The organism is Spiroplasma endosymbiont of Anurida maritima, from assembly GCF_042465095.1.
Classification (GTDB): domain Bacteria; phylum Bacillota_I; class Bacilli_A; order Mycoplasmatales; family Mycoplasmataceae.
This window is the reverse complement of sequence record NZ_CP102059.1, coordinates 276172-294443: the sequence shown is the minus strand read 5'-3', so window position 1 is coordinate 294443 and position 18272 is coordinate 276172. Positions and strand designations below refer to the sequence as shown.

The window sequence follows — 18272 nt, the reverse complement described above, 5'->3', positions numbered from 1 at the left end:
AAAATACATATAATTTTTTAAGAATCGAAATTAAAAAGTTATTTGATAATAAAAGACAAGAATACTTAGGGGAAGAAAACGATATTGCAAAATTACCTCAGAAAAAAATAGTAACATTAATGAGAATTAGTTCAGTATTTAATTTCTTTATACCAGTAACGAGATTTTTAGATGGTTTTTCTCAAAAAGCATCTGTGAAAAAACCTGTAGACTTAAGAGAGTTATTTACAGATATGATGAAACCTGAAAAAGAAGAAATTCTTAAGGTTTATGAAAAAACAATTAAGAATATTGATAAAACAATAGATCAAACTATTGAAAAAATATCAAATTCAAAAGATCATTCAGAAATATGACATGGTATGAATGAATTAGGTGTTTATGTTTCTAGAAATGTAGCTTTAGAAAATTTTTCAGAAAAATGAGTTCAGGATCAAGAAAAACTACAATTAGAAAATATTGATAGAATTGAAAAAGATATTAAAGATGGAAAATTAAATGGTAACGGATTTGATAAAGCAAAAGTAATAGAAGAAGTTAAAAAATATAATAAAGGAATTCTTTCAATGAAAGAAGAAGATAGANAAAAATTAATCACTCATTCAAGAGACTTTAAAATGAAAGTAATGCCAATGGTTGAAGTAATTGATAACTTACAAAAGTTATTAATGCACATATTACAACATACAAATGTAGCTAATAAAACATCTTAAAATAAAAGGGACGCCTTTTATTTTTTAATCTAATAATAAAGAAAGAGATTTAAAATAAATGAATTGTATTTTTCCGGGAAGTTTTAACCCTATACATCAAGGACACATCGATATAANNTTAAAAAAAGCTTTAAAATTGTTTACAAAAGTTTATGTTGTTGTAACTCAAAATAAAGCTAAAGAAAAAAATGATACTGATAAAAACATTGATTTTATCAAAAATCATTTTAAAGATAATAGTAATGTAGTTGTAATTAAAAATGTTGATAAGTTGACAGCTGATGTGGCTTGTGAACTTAAAATCAAATACATTATAAGGGGATTGAGAAATCAAAGTGATTTCAATTTTGAAAAAGAATTAGCTTATGCTAACAATATTTTAGGAAAAGGGTTAGAGACAGTATTTTTACTATCCGATTATGAAAATAACTCAATTTCCTCTTCTATGATGAGAGAAATTGAGTTATATAAAAAATAGTATTATTTTTTTCCAAGAAGCTTAAACATTCTTTGTTTATAAACCTCAACACCTGGTTGGTTAAAAGGGTTGATTTCTAATAAGTATGAACTCATAGCACATGATTTCATAAATCAGTAAGATAAATAACCAAACATTTTGCTATCCATTGTGTCCATTTCTAGTACAATATTTGGAACTAAACCGTCTTTTGTATGAGCTTCTAAAACCCCTTCAAGAGCAACGTTATTTATTTCATGTAATGAAAATTTAGTTAAATAATTTAATCCTTCTAAGTCTAACTCATCTTTAGCGATGCTTAGATCGTGAGGGGTTTTTTTAATTTTAACAATTGTTTCAAACATAACATTTTTAGTTCCATCTTGAATGAATTGACCTAATGAATGTAAATCTGTTGAAAATATTGCTGAAGTTGGTAGTAAACCTTGACCATTTTTTCCTTCTGATTCTCCAAAAAGTTGTTTTCATCATTCTGCTATTAATTGCATTTGAATTTCATAAGCAACAAACATTTCACTTTTAAAGTTATAATCTTTTAATAATGAATCTCTAGCTACAGCATACTTATACGCTTCATTTTTCATTACATCATCATTATTTGTATCTTTCATTGCTAATTGAGCACCTTCAAGTACTAGGTCTGTATTAATGTTAGCTAACATCATAATAAAAATTCCTACTGGTGTTAAAACTGAGTATCTTCCACCAATATCGTCATTTATTGTGAATGTTTGATAATTGTTTTCAACTGCTTGTTTCTTTAAAGCACCTTTACTTTTATCTGTAATAGCCACAATATATTTATTTAAATTTACTTTATCTTTACCTAAGTTTTTTGATAATAAATCCTTAAATAGTCTAAAAGCAATTGCTGGTTCTGTTGTTGTTCCAGATTTTGAAATAACTACAATTGCAAACTTTTTATTTTCTAACTTTTTCAACAACTGATATGTATAAGTTGATGATAAAGTGTGACCAGCATAGTAAATATTATGAGTTTCTTCAGCGTGCAAACCATTAACCATTTCAATAGCGGCTCTTGAACCTAGATAACTCCCTCCAATACCAATAACAACAATATCTTTAACCATTCCTTTGATTTCTGTACTAATTGTTTTCATTTTTGCATATTCTGATTTATCGTAATTTGTTGGTCAATCAGTTCATCCTAAAAATTCATTACCAGCTCCAGTTTTATTGTGAATCATATTATGAATATTTTTTACTTTAGATTCATATTTATTTAGATCTATTTTTTTTAAGGTATTTTTTAAAATTGTTTTGATCATTTTTGTCTCCTATATTTTCCTTATAAGTCTATTTTATATAAAAAAAAAACACTTTTGTGTTTTTTATTTGTTTTATTTAGTAAATTCTTCAACTTTGTCTTTTAAATTTTTGAACCCATCGCCAGTTTCTTGGATTTCACTATTAGATTTTAAAAGCTCTTTTCTGATATTTTTAAAACTTAATTTTGCTTGTTTTCTATTTTCATCAAATGATAATATTTCAACATCAATTTCATCACCTACAGCAACATACTCTTCAATGTTTTTTACGAAATAATCTGAAAACTCACTAATGTGGATTAATCCAGTTCCACCTTTAAATGTACAGAATGCTCCGTACGGTGCGATACTTGTAATTGATACGTTTACTACTTGTCCTTTTTCATACATTATTTTATATCTCCTTTTAATATTTGTTAATATTAACTCTTTATTTATTTTCTGTTGTTATTTTATCTTATTTTTAATTGATAATGTTTATAAAAAATTTTTAACTATTTATTATTACTGTGAATAATAATTTGTTTAATTTTAACTTCTGTTTCATCAGAAGCCTCATCTGGTTTCTCTGGTCTGTATGTGTCTGTAAAGTTACAATCAGGATAGCGAGAACAAGCTTTAAACTTTTGTCCTCTTTTGTTAAATTTAAGCAATATTTCACCAACTCCGCATTCGGTGCAGGGGCCAAATTTAGGGCCGGTTTGATGTATATAGCGACATTTTGGGAATGTACTACAAGCTATAAATTTACCATATTTACCATATCTGTAAACTAAGTCAAAACCACATTCAGGACAAATAATATTTGCCTTTTCGATAGGAATTTCTTCCATATTAACCATTGCGTTTTGAATTCTGGGTTCAAATAAATCTCAAAAATCTTTTAATAAAGGGAATGAACGAACATTACCATCGGCAATCTCATCTAATTCCTCTTCTACAATTGAAGTATAAGACTCATTTATTATATCATTAAAATATTCTTGTAGCTTGTCAGAAGTTAAAATTCCTTTTTCTGTTGCCTTAATTGCTTTATTTTCGACAACAATATAGCCTCTTTCCTTCAATGTACGCAAAATAGGGGCATAAGTTGATGGTCTTCCAACACCAATGTCTTCTAATTCCTTTATAATACGAGCTTCAGAGTATCTGTTGCGAGGTTTAGTAAATCTTTTTAATCCTAGCATTTCATCAACTACAATTTCATCACCAACTTTAATTTTTGGTAATCGTACTACTTTATCTTCATCATCTAAATCTTGGCATTTTAAAAATCCATCAAATAATACTGTGCTTCCAGTCATACGAAATTCATATCCATTATTATTTAAAATAATTGATTTTCCTAACAGTTTTGCTGGGGGCATTAAACTTGCTAATGTTTTATTATAAATTATTTTGTAAACCCTTAATTGATCTCTTGATAAATATTCTTTAGCCTTTTCTGGTGTAATGCTTAAATTTGTTGGACGAATTGCCTCATGAGCATCTTGAACATTTTTCTTTTTACCTTTAGGCGGTTTTACTTCTCCAATATAGTCTGGACCATATGCCACTCTAATAAATGTAAAAGCATCTTCTAAAAAGTTATCACTTAATCTTGTTGAGTCTGTTCTTGGATAAGTAATAAATCCAGTCAATTCTTTATCAATTTTAATACCTTCGTATAACTGCTGAGCAATCATTGAAGTTTTATTAGAAGCAAATCCCAATTTACTACTTGATTCTTGTAATAAAGTTGATGTTGTGTGAGGATAGGGCGAATTACGCTTTTTCTCCACTTCTTTAATATCTTCAACAATATATGAATTTTTTGTATTATTTTTAATATCTAATACTTGTTGTTCGTTTTCTAACTCAATTTTATTTCCTAAATATTTTGTAAGTTTTACTGAAGTTCTCTTATATTTCCCTTCAACAACTCAATATTCTTTAGGAACAAAATTTGAATATTCTTTTTCACGTTCCACAATTATCTTTAATGCAACAGATTGCACTCTTCCAGCTGATTTAGACTTTATTTTTTGTTGTATTAATTTACTTAATCTAAAACCGATAAATCTATCTAATATTCTTCTGGCTGTTTGTGATTCAACCAAATCCATATCTATCTCTGTTGGTTTTTTAAAAGCATCTAAAATTGCCTCTTTGGTAATCTCATTAAATCTTACACGAACAGATCTGTCATCACAATTTAAAACTTCGTTTAAGTGGTAAGCAATAGCTTCTCCCTCACGGTCCGGGTCAGTCGCCAAATAAACAACTTCAGCTTTTTTAGCTATCTTTTGTAATTCTTTAACTTTTTTCCCTTTACCATGAATAACTTTATACAATGGAGTAAAATTATTTAAATCTACTCCTAACCCATGTTCACCTTTAGTTGATAAATTTCTTACATGACCCTCAGAAGAAACAACTGTATAACCAGGACCCAAATATTTTTCAACAGCTTTTGTCTTGGTAGGCGACTCTAAAATTACTAATTTAGTCACAAAACCCCCTTAATTCGTTTGTTTTTGAACTAAAATAGATTATACACTCAAAAATAAAAAACACAATTAACAATAATGGTTAATTATGCTATTTCTTATTTCCATAAAAATTATTATAAACTTTTTTGTATTGTTTTTTATTTAAACCATACTTATCCATTATTTCAAACTGTCCTAATTTTTGCGCACCATACATATCAAATAAATCATTATATATTTCAGAGGCATAAAAAGTACCTTTTTTTGAATATATTTTATAGTTATTGTAAGTAGATTTAGCAGGGACAGTATCCATAATGTCTTCTTCAACTGGTACAGCTTTTATTATATTGCTTCTTTTAAGAGGTACATAGTCATCTTGATAATCTTCTTTGTTTTCTTCTAAATTTTTATAATTAGAGTCCGCATAATCAGTGTTAATAGATTCTTTTTTTATACTATTTATTTCGTCTTGATCATTGTATGTTGTTTGTTTTTCAACTTTAATACTATTTATTTCATTATCGCTAACTAAGTTATTATTAGAAAAATCTCTTGTTACTTCTTTTCTAATTTTTTCTAAGTTATCTGCAATATCTTTTGCTTTTGAGTCTAATGTTTTAAAGTTGTTATTAATTTCATTATTTTCTTGGTAAAAATTATTAATTTCTTTTTTAATGTTTCTTATAGCTGTTAATGTACTTAATTTAATTTTGTTTAAAATTTCAATTTCTTTCATCAAGACAAGTCTTTGGTTTTCTAAATCAATTACATCAAGTTTTTTAACGTTGTAATCTTTTTTTTCTAAAACATTATCGTTTTTTTCTTCTACAAAGTAATTATTAACTTGGTGACAACAACTACCATCATAATTTATGTCAGTTATATCACAACAAAAAAATGTTCCTTCAATAAACTCGCATTTACACTCATATTCATTATTTATACATTCTTCACAATTAATATTGTTAAGATCTCTATTATTTTCATTACTATCTATCATAAATATAATGTCTCCAAATATATATAAATTATATCATTTTTAAGGTATTATATAAATAACATAAGTAGTTCGTATATATTTTAAATACACATAATTTAATTAAAAATTTTAATTTAGCATTTCATTTCAATTTATATTACTATAATAATAATGAATTAAAATAAATTGTAATGATTGTATTTAAAACATGGAAAAACATATTTTAAATAAAAAGGAGTTTTATATAATGAGTAATATTAAATTTTTCGCCCTTGGAGGGTTAGATGAAAGAGGTAAAAATCTATATTGTTTAGAAGTAGACAATAATATATTTTTATTTGATGCTGGAGTTAAAAAACCAGGAAAAGGTATTTTGGGAATTGATGTAGTTGTAGCAAGTTATGACTATTTAAAAGAAAACAAAAACCGTATAAAAGGTATATTTATTTCAAAGGCAGCAGATTTTTCATCTGGTGGTGTTTCTTATTTATTAAAAGATTTACCAATAAATGTTTATGCATCAGATCTTTCAATAAAAGCTATCGAAATTAGTTTGAACTTATTTAAAATTAAAAATAAATCAAATCTATTAAAACAAATTAAATCAAAAGACGTTTTAGATTTTGGTGATGTTTCAGTTGAGGTATTTTCAACAACTTCAAATATTCCAAATAGTTTTGGATTTGCTGTAAAAACAAAAGCTGGAGTAATAATTTATACAGGAGATTATATTTTTGATGCCAAAGCGGATAGAGGTTTTGAGTTTGATATGCAACATTTAAACAGCATTACTAAAAATAATGAAATACTATTATTATTATCAGATTCAGCAACTGCTTCTCGTAAGGGTTACACTGCTCCTAATCATAAAATAACACCATATATTGAAAGAGCAGTTCAAGAATCAAAAGGAAGAATTATATTAGCTTGTTATGAACAAGACATACAAAAAATTAAAGAATTATTACAACTTTTAGATGGTGAAAAAAGATTTGTTGGAATATATGGTCAAACATTATATGAATTATTAAAAATGATGATTGAAAAGAAACAAATTAATTTAAAAGGAATAAAAATTGTTAGCTTAAAAGAAGCTGCTAAAATGGATAATTCAATTATTTTAGTTAGCGGTAGTGGTGAAAGACTATATAGTAGATTAATTAAAATTGCGACAAGCAATGATGAAAACTTAGAAATTAATGAAACTGATACTATTGTATTAGCAACGCCACCAGATCCTGGTAGTGAACTTAACCATGCCAATGTGTTGGATGAATTAGCAAGAACAATTGCTAAAGTGGTTCCACTTTCAGATAAAAAAGTTTGAACAATGTCAGCAAGTTATGAAGATATTAAATTAATGACATCAATATGTAAACCAAAATATTTTATTCCATTAAGAGGATTATATAAAGAATTTGTTAAAGCTCGGGATGCTGCAGTAGAAGCTGGTGTTAAAGAAGAAAACGTTATTATAATTGATAATGGTCAAGTTGTTAATTTTGAAAACGGAAAGTTAACTAAAACAAATAAAAATATTAAAGTATCTGATACTTATGTTGATGGTATTGGAGTTGGTGATATTGGAAGTGTTGTTTTAAAAGAAAGAAACCAATTAGCAACGGATGGAGTTGCTATAATTGGCGCTTCTGTTGATGCTAAATCTAAAAAGATTTTGAGTTTAATTGACACACAATTAAGGGGTGTAATTTTTATTCAAGAAAGCAGCAGTATTTTCAAAAAAATGCAAAGCATTGTTACTGATATCTTAGAAAAAAATCGTAAAAAACATGAGTCAGAACAAGTATATGATTTAAACGGAATTAAAGGCGAAATTAGAAAAGCTATGGCCGATATTATAAAAAACGAAACGGGAAAAACACCGATTATACTAGTTACAATAAATGAACTATAATATTAATTAGAAATAATTCATTTATTAGTTCTACGGGGGTTAAATGACAGGGCAACAAACAAACGATAACGCACCATCAAATTTTGAAGGTGAAAAAACAGCTATTATAAAAATAAATAAAAGCGATAAAAAAAGCGATTCAGTTGGAGGTTTCATAGGGGGAATCTTAATATCATTTTTTATCATTTTTTCTTTGTTTAGATTAACTGTTATTGGACAATTTTTAGATGATGTTTTAATGACATTGCTTTTCGGATGATTTAAATATTTAGCTTATGCTATTTTAATAGTTTTAGCTATTGCGTTGTTCTTTTCATTACATATAAAAATAAAAAAACGAGTTTTATTTTTATTTATCTTTTTAGTTTTAATTTTATGTTGGTTAGCAACAAACATTATGATGATGGTTCAATATTTTAATAATGATTTAATCGCCTTTGATTCAAATATCTTTAATATAGTTTTTATTAATTATTTTGAAAATTGAAAACAATCATCAGTATTCAATGGTATTACAAGTTTCACAAGTTTTAATGGTGAATGATTTAACCCGCTTGCTGGTGGGGGATTAATTGGAGCTTTAATTGCTTCAATTTTCTCTTACACATCAATTTTTGGATCTTTAATTTTTAATATAATAGCGTTTATTTTGCTTTTAAGTTCAGCCTTAACTGGTTCAATTTTCGGCTTTTTCCTTAATAAAAAGCGTAATAAAAATAAAAAATTACAAATTGTTAAAGTAGNNGATTTGAAAAAAAAAGCATTTAAAAATAAAAATAAAAAAAATGCTCTTGTTGAAGAAGAATTTTTCTTAAATTCTCGTCAAGTTATTCATGATGTAGAAGAATCAGAAGTTACAATGCAATTAAATAGTGAGAGCGCTATGGATAGAGAACAATCTTTAATTGATGATCTTTTACAAGATAATGAACCGCGTAAAGAATTGTTTAATCAAAACAAAGTACATTTTGAAAAAAAAAGAAAATNNGTATCTTTAAACAAAAACGGCTACATCTTACCTCAAAATAGAGGAGTTCAAGATACAAAAGATATCTTAGATAACCAAACGGTATATGATAAAAGCGGATACATCTTGCCTCGAAATCAATTGAGTGGTAAAAAAACAAATTCAAAAAGAAGTGAATTTGCAACAGAAGTAAATATAACTCCATTTGGGAAATTGCCAAGTTACAAACAAAATGAAAGTGTTAAATCTGTTGAAGAAAAGGTTAACAATGTAAATTTTGAAGAAAATGTTACTTTAGCTCAAAATAGGGGATTTGCTCGTTTTGAAACAGGATCAAGTGATTTAATTCAAAAGAAAAATACACAAGATTTTAATTCTAAGTCAGAAGATAATATTTATAAAAAATCTTCTTTTGATAAGTCAAAAGAATTGCCATCAGGGCAAAATACACAATCTTCATTTAGAAATAATTCTTACAATAACAACTATCGTAATAATGGTTTTTCAGATAATGAAAAATCTCAAACAATTAATATACACAAAAATACAATTGAAAAAGCTCAACAAAAACAAATAGTTAATGACAATTATCGCTTACCAAATTTAGGTTTACTAAAAAATAATGAAGTAAATCTAGAAAGTAAACAAGCAAATGAACATGCAGCTCGTGAAAAAGCATTAAAAATTAATCAAGTATTTGATGAGTTTAATGTAAATGCAAAAGTTGATAACGTTAATATTGGTCCAACGGTAACTAAGTTTGAAGTTTCAATGGCTCCCGGAACAAAAATAAGTAAGATTACAAGTTTAAACGATAACTTAAAATATGCTTTAGCAACTCAAAACGTTAGAATTGAGGCGCCTGTTCAAGGTAAGTCAGCTGTTGGGATTGAAGTGCCAAATGCTGAAAGTAACAAAGTTTCATTGAAAGAGTTACTGGAGCGTATTCCTATTGAAAAACAAGATCAAAAATTGTTAGTTGGAATTGGTAGATCTGTAAATGGAGAAATTATTTTTGTTGAACTTGAAAAAATGCCCCATTTATTAATTGCGGGGTCAACTGGTTCTGGTAAATCAGTTTCAATTAACACTATTTTGTGTTCACTTTTATTTAGATCAAAACCACATGAAGTAAAATTATTATTAATTGATCCAAAACATGTGGAGTTAGCTGTTTATAATGAATTACCACATTTAATTGGTCCAGTTATAACAGATACTAAATTAGCAAACACAGCATTGAAAAGAATTATCTTGGAAATGGAAAGACGTTATGCATTACTAAGTCAAAATAGTGTTCGTAATGTTAAGGATTATAATAAGAAAGTAAGTAAAGAATTTAAATTACCATACATTGTTGTTGTTATTGATGAGTTAGCTGATTTAATGATGACAGCAGGAAAAGAAATTGAAGATTCAATTATGCGTATTACTCAGTTAGCAAGAGCTGCTGGAATACATATGATTATTGCTACACAAAGACCATCAACAGATGTTATTACAGGAGTAATTAAAACAAATATTCCTTCAAGAATTGCTTTTTCTGTTACTTCAAACATTGATTCAAGAACAATCTTGGATCAAGGTGGAGCAGAAAAATTAATTGGTTATGGAGATATGCTTTATTCACCAGCTGGTCAAGGAATACCAACAAGAGCTCAAGGAGCTTATATTTCAGATGAAGAAATTGAAAGTATTGTTAACTTTTGTAAAAAAGAACAGCCACATTCATATGAACATGATTTTCTAAATTTAAACGAAGAAAATGATCATAATGGTAATCCAAGAGATGGTGGTGGGTTTGATGATCCTTTAATAGATGAAATTCAAGAATTTATTATTTCATCACAAAAAGCATCAACATCTTTATTACAAAGAAAGTTTTCTATTGGTTATAATAGAGCAAGTAGAATAATAGATTATTTAGAAGAGGAAAAAATTATTGGACCTCAAAACGGTTCTAAGCCAAGAGAAGTGTTTATTAAAAATGTGGATGTTAGTATGCAAAACAGTTTTAATGATTACGACGATGATATCGAATACTTTTAAAATAAATTATAATATCAAAAAAATGTTTAGTTTTTTTGTATATTATAATTTTTATAAATAATGTTTTTAATATATAATAATATAAAATGAAGGGTAAAATTATGAGTAAGAATAAAAAAAATAAAATCAATAGAAGTGCTGATAAAAAAAGTTGATGATATTTCACTAGAAATTAGTGATGTCTCTTTTCGTTATCGCGAAAATTTACCCAAAGCTTTAAGTAATGTTTCTTATAAAATTAATCATGGTGAGTATGTGACAATTGTAGGACATAATGGTTCGGGTAAATCAACTTTGTCAAAAATTATCATTGGGGTTTTAAAACCAAAAGAAGGTCACATTAAAATATTTGGTAATGAAATGACAAATAAAAACATCACAAGCATTAGACAATATTTGGGGATTGTATTTCAAAATCCAGATAATCAATTTATTGGTTCAACTGTTAAAGATGACATAGCTTTTGGTTTGGAAAATCGTTGTTTAAAACAAGAGGATATGCAACCAATTATTGATTCGGCAGCTAAAAAAGTGGGAATGCAAGATTTTCTTGACCATGAACCATTAATGCTTTCTGGAGGACAAAAACAACGTGTTGCTATTGCATCTGTTTTGGCTTTATCGCCAGAAATTATTATTTTTGATGAAGCAACAAGTATGCTTGATCCAAAAGGTAAAAAAGAAGTTAAAAAAATTATGTTGGAACTAAAAGAAACACGTAAAAAAACAATTATCTCAATTACACATGATATGGACGAAATTATCAATGCTGATAAAGTTCTTGTTATGAATAAAGGAGAACTTGTTAAAGCGGGAACACCAGAAGAAATCTTAAAGAATAAAGAATTTATTAAAAGTATTCATTTAGATGTTCCTTTTGTTGTAAACTTACATGATGAAATATCTAAACAAGGATTAAAACTTGAAGAAACATTAAGTTTGGAAAAGTTGGTGGAANGAAATATGTCAAAAATAAAGAAAAATATAAAGAAAAATAAAAATAGCTTTGATTATAAAAATATTCAAACACCAATTAAGCTAACAAACATTCACTATACTTACTCACCAAAAACTCCTTATGAGTTTAAAGCGATTGATGATATTACATTAGAAATTAAACCTAATATCATAACAGCTGTTATTGGTTCAACTGGTTCTGGTAAATCAACTTTAGTTCAACATATTAATGGATTAATCATTCCGTCAAAAGGAACTGTTGAAGTTAATGGATTTGAAATTAAAGGTAAACAAAAAAGAATTAAAAACATTAAACAATTAAGAAAATCTGTTGGGCTTGTTTTTCAATTTCCTGAATATCAATTATTTGAAGAGACGGTGGAAAAAGATATTATTTTTGGGCCTGTTCATTTAGGAGAAAATAAAGAAGAAGCTAAAATAAATGCAAAAAAATATATTTCTTTAGTGGGGCTTGGAGAAGAGTATTTAAATCGATCACCATTTAATTTATCTGGAGGACAAAAACGTCGTGTTGCTGTTGCCGGTATATTAGCTATGGAAGGAAATACCTTAATTTTAGATGAACCAACTGCTGGATTAGATCCAGAAGGAGAAGTGGATTTCATTCATTTATTTAACAAAATTAACAAAGAAGAAAAAAGAAGAATCGTTTTAGTAACACATAATATGGATCACGTTTTAGAAATAGCTGATGAAGTTATTGCTCTAAAAAAAGGAAAACTTATTAAACAAGGAACACCAAGTGAAATTTTTAGCGATAAATCTTTATTAGAAGAGTTAGAAATTGAACCACCAAAAATTTATAAAGTGGTTTACCAATTACAAGAAAAAGGTTTAAATTTACAAACTGATAAAATTAGAACAATAAAAGATTTAGCTTCACAAATTATTGCAGCTAAGAAAGGAGAATAACAATGAGACTATCATTAGGAAGATATATTGATCACAATTCACCAATTCATAAGATGGATCCAAGATTAAAACTATTTATGTTTATAACTTTAATGGTTACAATCTTTTTACAAACTGGATTTACTGGTTATGCAATTATTGGAACATTTATTTTTTCAATATATTTTATTGCTCGTTTAGGTTTTAGAACAATTATTTCATTGTTAAAACCATTAATTTTTATGTTTATTATTTTATTTATAATAAACTCCTTTCTATTAACAGATGGAACATTAGGTTGACATTGAGGTGGTAAACCAACGGCTGTTGGAGAATCTCTTGGGGGCCCTGAATGATTTTCTGTATCAGAAAAATCACTATACAGCTCACTTTATATGGCGGTTAGAATATTTTTAATGATTACTATTACAACAATTTTAACTTCAACAACACAACCATTAGATTTAACAATTGGTTTAGAAGATTTATTAACTCCTTTAAAACTAATTAAATTCCCTGTACATATTTTTTCTACAATAATTTCAATCGCTTTAAGAATGATTCCAACATTGATTGATGAAGCTGGAAGAATTATGAAAGCTCAAGCATCAAGGGGTGTAGACTTTAAAAATGGAAAACTAAAAGATAAGGTAAAATCTACAACATCTTTAATTATTCCATTATTAGTGTCATCTTTTCAAAAAGCAGAAGATTTAGCTTATGCAATGGATGCTCGTGGTTATGATCCACATGCTAAAAGAACTCGATATCGTAAATATAGTTTTCGTTTTACAGACTGACTAATATTTTTAGTTGGAATAACTTTTGCTTCAGCAATTTTTGCTCAAAGCATTACATTTGGAGAATACACAACATTTTATCAAATTGGTGGATTCCAAAACGGACAATATGTTTATGATTATTTTAAAACAGGAATTTTACAAATTAGAATTCCAAGAATGGATGATTTTTTACTAGGTTAACATTATGCCAAAAACAAGTTATTTATATTTATTATTAACATTAGAATATGATGGTTTTAATTATCATGGTTTTATTAAACAAAATGATGTTAAAACAATTCAAGGCGAAGTCGAAAGCGCCTTTTTTAGCATTTGCAATCAAAAGTTGTGAACAATTGGTGCCAGTAAAACAGATGCCGGAGTTCATGCTGAAGATCAAAAAATTTTAGTTAAATTACCATTTCATCCAGTAAATTTAGATTACTTTATTTTTACTTTGAATAAAATCTTACCTTTAGATATTAATATTAAGGAACATAAAATAGTTGATCGAAAATTCTCAGTTCGTGGATGTAAACAGAAAGAATATATTTATAAAATAAATGATGGAACTTTTGATTTAAAAATGGCTCGCTATGAATTAAAAGTGGATAAAAAATTAGATGTAACAAAGCTTCAAGAGATTGCTAACATTTTCATTGGTAAGCATGATTTTTTTAACCTATCAGGTGTTAAGCGCAGCGAGAACAAAGAAACAGTTCGAAAAATAGATGATATTGTAGTTAAACGCCTTAATAACGACAAGATAAATGTGCATTTCTTTGGTAAGGGATTTATTCGTTATCAAGTAAGAATGATTATGCAAAATATCTTAGAGTGTTATAACGATAAAATAACTATTGAAAAAATTAAACAACAAATCCAAATTGGAGCAGAGTACGATAAAACAATATATTGTGCTAAACCATATGGTTTAACTCTTAAAAAAATTCATTATTAAAAGCAATATATAATACCTAATTGTTAAATCAATGTCAAATAATACTGCACTTTTTTTCCTCTTTTTATGTTATAATAATTATGTATTAGTTAATTAAAAAAAGAGGTAACACATGAAAAATTATTATATTTCACCAAGTGATGAAGGTTATTTAGTTAAAAGTTCTGATAACCATCAAATTGCACTATTTAGAAGTAGAAGAGACGCGGAACTGTTTATTGAAAGATTATATGAGGACGATGACTTTAAGTATTTAAATAATCCTCGCTCTCAAAGTTTTAAGCTTCATATGGAACGTTATAATAATTTTAATGATAAATCTTGTTGTAATGGAGAAAATGAACATAAACAAACGCAACCAAAAATATATTTGGTAAACCCAAGCAATGATTTTGGGCATAATCAAGTTCAACCAGTTCTAGCACAACAACCAATCTATCAACAACAACCACAACAACCAATTTATCAACCACAACAACCGGTTTATCAACAACCACAACAACCAATATATCAACCACAACAACCAATTTATCAACCACAACAACCGGTTCAACAAAATCCATTTAACAACAATGCTATTTTAGAAGAAATTAGTTCTTTTAAAAATGAAATTAACGATTTAAAGAATGACTATAAAAGTCTTGAGTTAAAAAAAGAATATGAAATTCAACAATTAAAAGATAATTATAGAAATCTTGAAGATAAAAGAAAAGAAGATATTCAAAATTTAAAAAATGGATATTTACAGTTAGAAAAAAATAATAAGCACAGTGTTTATAATAATGTTGTTCGTAATCATTCATTAAAAAGAAATGTGCATGCACCAGCTGGACGCTCTCATCACTTTGTGGGTAATGTTCATCGTCACGCACCAAAACCACATGGTCCACATCAAATGGGGCATAATCATAATAGAAATATGAACAATTTACAAAACCAAAATCTTCAACAACAAGATATGGCATATAACCAAAATGTTCCACAACAAAACATGGAACAAAATCAAAACCATCAACAAGATATGGCGTATAACCAAAATGTTCCACAACAAAACATGGAACAAAATCAAAACCATCAACAAGATATGGCATATAACCAAAATATTTCACAACAAAACATGGAACAAAATCAACAACAAAACATGGAACAAAATCAACAACAAAAATCAACAACAAAACTATATGGTTGATCAAGAATTAATTCAAAATGAAGTTAAAGAAGATAATTCTATAGAAAATGGATATGAACAAAATCATCTTCAAAATGAACAATTTGAAGATGAAGTTCTGTCAGAACCTAAAGATATTCTATTTAATGATGTTAAAACAATAGAAAACAACATCGATGAAACTGTTGAAAGCAATTTTTTCCCTGTTGATAATCAAGAAGCTTCTTTAAGTGAAATTAATAAAATTTCTGCTACAAATGAAGAACATGTTGAAGGTAAGTTATCTAAAAAAAGAACAAAAAAAATTAAAAAAAGAACAAAAAGCTATAGAGCTAATGTTAAAAAGACAAGAAAAATTAGATAAAGAACAAAAAATAAAAGATGAAAAATTAGCTAAAAAATCATTAAAAAATAAAAAAAATAAAAAAAGCAAGAACCCAGATTATATAGAAGAATTACCGCAAGAAATGTAGGTAATTTTTTTATTTAAGCGTTGCATTTTATTAATCTATAATGTTATAATAAAAAAGGTTTCCGGGCTATAGCTCAGCTGGTTAGAGCGCACCCCTGATAAGGGTGAGGTCGGTGGTTCGAGTCCACTTAGCCCGACCATTTTTATTTTATGGGCTCGTAGCTCAGCTGGGAGAGCATCTGCCTTGCACGCAGGAGGTCGACGGTTCGATCCCGTTCGAGTCCACCATTAAAAATAAATTATTATAAGTTTATTCTAAATAGATTTATAATAATTTATTTTTTTATTTACTTATTTTTGATAACATTATAAAGACTAAGGTGGATGTTTTTATGAAAGTAATATTGAAAAAAGATGTATTAAAAGTTGGTAAAAAAGATGAAATTATTGAAGTTTCTGATGGTTATGCCAAAAACTTTTTATTAAAAAAAGGCTTAGCAGATGTTGCTAATAATTCAAACTTAAATGTTTTACAAANNAAAAAATTAGATGAAAAAGAAGCATTGCAAAAAATAGAGTATGAAAAAAATCTTGAATTAAAAAAAGAAATTGAAAATATAACATTAAAATTTAAATTACAAATACACAATAAACAAGTGTCAGGTTCTGTTAGTTTAGTTCAAATAGCTAAAATGTTACACGATAAATATAAGATCACAATTGATAAAAGAAAATTTGTGGAACACAAAAATTTAAAAGATATTGGTTTAAACTATTTAAAAATTAATTTATATAAAAATGTAGAAGCAACTTTAAAAGTGCAAATTGATAGGGTAGAAAATGGATAATAATAAAACAGTAATATTAAATACACAAAAAAATATTTTATCAATTTTAGTTAATTCCCCAATTAAAGCTGAGAACATTTTATTAGAGATAGGTGAAAATGATTTTACATATTTAAATTTCAGAATCTNNTTTTTTAATGTAGTTAAAGATTTAATTTCAAATCGTAAGAAGTTAGATATTACAACTGTTTGTGATGCTTTACTAAAAGAAAATAATTTAGAAAAAATTGGTGGTGAAGAATTTGTTGTTGAAATATTTGAATTTTATACAACAGACGCTAATACTGAAGAATATATTGAAATTTTATTTAAAAACACAACTAAAATTGCCTTACAAGAATTTGTTAGTGATATTGGCCAAAAGATTAACAAAAACATGGACATTGATGAAATTGTTAGTTTGGCTGAAAAAGATGTTTTAGACATTAGAAAAGCTCGTAATAGTGTTGTTTTTAAAACAGCTGATAAAGAAGTGCAAACTGTAATTCAAAAAATTGAAGTCTTACAAAACTCAGAAGAAAATTTAACGGGAATTACATCAGGGTTTCATGATTTAGATAATATGACATCAGGTTTTCAAAAGGGCGATTTAATTATTTTGGCAGCTAGACCCTCAATGGGGAAAACAGCTTTAGCTTTAAACTTTGCTGTTAATGCTGCAAAAGTATCTAAAAAAGTTGTAGCTTTCTTTTCACTTGAGATGCCATCAGAACAACTTTTTCAAAGAATGTTAGGAACTGAATCAACTGTAGAATCAACAAAAATTAGAACCGGTAAACAATTAACGAAAAGTGATTGATCAAAAATTACTAAAGCTGGAGATAGTTTAAGTAAAGCTAAAATTTATGTTGATGATACTTCTGGTTTAAAAATATTGGATCTACAATCTAAATTAAGAAAATTAAGTCGAGAACATGATTTGGGATTAGTGGTAATTGATTACTTACAGCTAATCAGTTCAGGTGTTAATACTGGTTGAAGTCGTGAGCAAGAAGTTTCAGCTATTTCTCGCCAGTTAAAAGCTGTAGCTAGAGAAACAAACGTACCAATTATTTGTTTATCACAACTTTCGCGTGCTGTAGAAAAAAGAGAAGACAAAAGACCAATTATGTCTGATTTACGTGATTCTGGAGCAATTGAGCAAGATGCTGATATTATTATGTTTTTATATCGTAATACTTATTATGAAAAAAATAATGATGAGGCTGGAGAAGATTATCAACCGAACAATTTTAAATCAACTGAGTTAGCTGATTTAATAGTTTCAAAACATAGAAATGGTCCAACCGGAGATTTAAAATTAGTCTTTATAAAAGAGTTTGGTTCATTTGCTAATAGTAAATAATTACTGCCTTGATATAATAATAT

15 protein-coding genes, 2 tRNA genes and 1 pseudogene are annotated in these 18272 nt (G+C 27.3%); 14 read left to right on the top strand and 4 right to left on the bottom strand.

The window, feature by feature from the left end:
* The first annotated feature begins 771 nt into the window (after window positions 1-771).
* Window positions 772-1191: a pantetheine-phosphate adenylyltransferase gene (coaD, locus tag NPX79_RS01580; protein WP_381415375.1), complete on the top strand. Its 420-nt coding sequence runs from the start codon at window positions 772-774 to the stop codon at window positions 1189-1191.
* 2 nt (window positions 1192-1193) lie between these two features.
* On the opposite strand, the gene NPX79_RS01575 is transcribed toward coaD, so the two are convergent.
* From NPX79_RS01575 to NPX79_RS01560, 4 genes are all read right to left on the bottom strand, one after another.
* Window positions 1194-2480 carry a glucose-6-phosphate isomerase gene (locus NPX79_RS01575; protein WP_381415374.1) on the bottom strand — a complete coding sequence of 429 codons (1287 nt, stop codon included), beginning with the start codon at window positions 2478-2480 and terminating at the stop codon, window positions 1194-1196.
* Between the two features lie 72 nt (window positions 2481-2552).
* A complete protein-coding gene (locus NPX79_RS01570) occupies window positions 2553-2870 on the bottom strand; it encodes a S1 RNA-binding domain-containing protein (RefSeq protein WP_381415373.1) in 318 nt (105 codons plus the stop codon).
* A gap of 104 nt (window positions 2871-2974) precedes the next feature.
* A complete protein-coding gene (gene topA, locus NPX79_RS01565; protein WP_381415372.1) occupies window positions 2975-4972 on the bottom strand; it encodes a type I DNA topoisomerase in 1998 nt (665 codons plus the stop codon).
* A gap of 88 nt (window positions 4973-5060) precedes the next feature.
* On the bottom strand, window positions 5061-5954 hold the full coding sequence (locus tag NPX79_RS01560) for a hypothetical protein (RefSeq protein ID WP_381415371.1): 894 nt from the start codon (window positions 5952-5954) through the stop codon (window positions 5061-5063).
* A gap of 226 nt (window positions 5955-6180) precedes the next feature.
* On the opposite strand from NPX79_RS01560, the gene NPX79_RS01555 reads away from it, so the two are divergent.
* From NPX79_RS01555 to dnaB, 13 genes and pseudogenes are all read left to right on the top strand, one after another.
* On the top strand, window positions 6181-7848 hold the full coding sequence (locus tag NPX79_RS01555; RefSeq protein ID WP_381415370.1) for a ribonuclease J: 1668 nt from the start codon (window positions 6181-6183) through the stop codon (window positions 7846-7848).
* 43 nt (window positions 7849-7891) lie between these two features.
* The gene (locus NPX79_RS01550; RefSeq protein ID WP_381415369.1) at window positions 7892-10864 is read left to right on the top strand and encodes a DNA translocase FtsK; all 2973 of its coding nucleotides are present in this window, start codon (window positions 7892-7894) and stop codon (window positions 10862-10864) included.
* Between the two features lie 60 nt (window positions 10865-10924).
* A pseudogene (locus NPX79_RS01545) lies at window positions 10925-11761 on the top strand (energy-coupling factor transporter ATPase); the annotation flags it as partial.
* A gap of 66 nt (window positions 11762-11827) precedes the next feature.
* Window positions 11828-12754 (top strand): energy-coupling factor transporter ATPase, encoded by a 927-nt coding sequence (locus tag NPX79_RS01540; RefSeq protein WP_381415473.1) that lies wholly within the window; start codon window positions 11828-11830, stop codon window positions 12752-12754.
* Between the two features lie 2 nt (window positions 12755-12756).
* The gene (locus NPX79_RS01535) at window positions 12757-13716 is read left to right on the top strand and encodes an energy-coupling factor transporter transmembrane component T family protein (RefSeq protein ID WP_381415368.1); all 960 of its coding nucleotides are present in this window, start codon (window positions 12757-12759) and stop codon (window positions 13714-13716) included.
* Window positions 13717-13720: 4 nt separating this feature from the next.
* Complete coding sequence (truA, locus tag NPX79_RS01530) at window positions 13721-14476, top strand: tRNA pseudouridine(38-40) synthase TruA (protein ID WP_381415367.1); 756 nt, start codon at window positions 13721-13723, stop codon at window positions 14474-14476.
* Window positions 14477-14588: 112 nt separating this feature from the next.
* The gene (locus NPX79_RS01525; RefSeq protein ID WP_381415366.1) at window positions 14589-15692 is read left to right on the top strand and encodes a hypothetical protein; all 1104 of its coding nucleotides are present in this window, start codon (window positions 14589-14591) and stop codon (window positions 15690-15692) included.
* Window positions 15658-16008, top strand: a complete 351-nt coding sequence (locus NPX79_RS01520) for a hypothetical protein (RefSeq protein WP_381415365.1) — start codon at window positions 15658-15660, stop codon at window positions 16006-16008. The genes NPX79_RS01525 and NPX79_RS01520 overlap by 35 nt, the downstream gene beginning before the upstream one ends.
* Window positions 15980-16117: a hypothetical protein gene (locus tag NPX79_RS01515; protein WP_381415364.1), complete on the top strand. Its 138-nt coding sequence runs from the start codon at window positions 15980-15982 to the stop codon at window positions 16115-16117. Before NPX79_RS01520 ends, NPX79_RS01515 begins: the two co-directional genes overlap by 29 nt.
* 62 nt (window positions 16118-16179) lie before the next feature.
* Window positions 16180-16256: transfer RNA gene (locus NPX79_RS01510), tRNA-Ile, on the top strand.
* Window positions 16257-16268: 12 nt separating this feature from the next.
* Window positions 16269-16344: transfer RNA gene (locus NPX79_RS01505), tRNA-Ala, on the top strand.
* A gap of 104 nt (window positions 16345-16448) precedes the next feature.
* On the top strand, window positions 16449-16904 hold the full coding sequence (rplI, locus tag NPX79_RS01500) for a 50S ribosomal protein L9 (protein WP_381415363.1): 456 nt from the start codon (window positions 16449-16451) through the stop codon (window positions 16902-16904).
* Window positions 16897-18249: a replicative DNA helicase gene (gene dnaB / locus NPX79_RS01495; protein ID WP_381415362.1), complete on the top strand. Its 1353-nt coding sequence runs from the start codon at window positions 16897-16899 to the stop codon at window positions 18247-18249. Before rplI ends, dnaB begins: the two co-directional genes overlap by 8 nt.
* The last annotated feature ends 23 nt before the right edge of the window (window positions 18250-18272 follow it).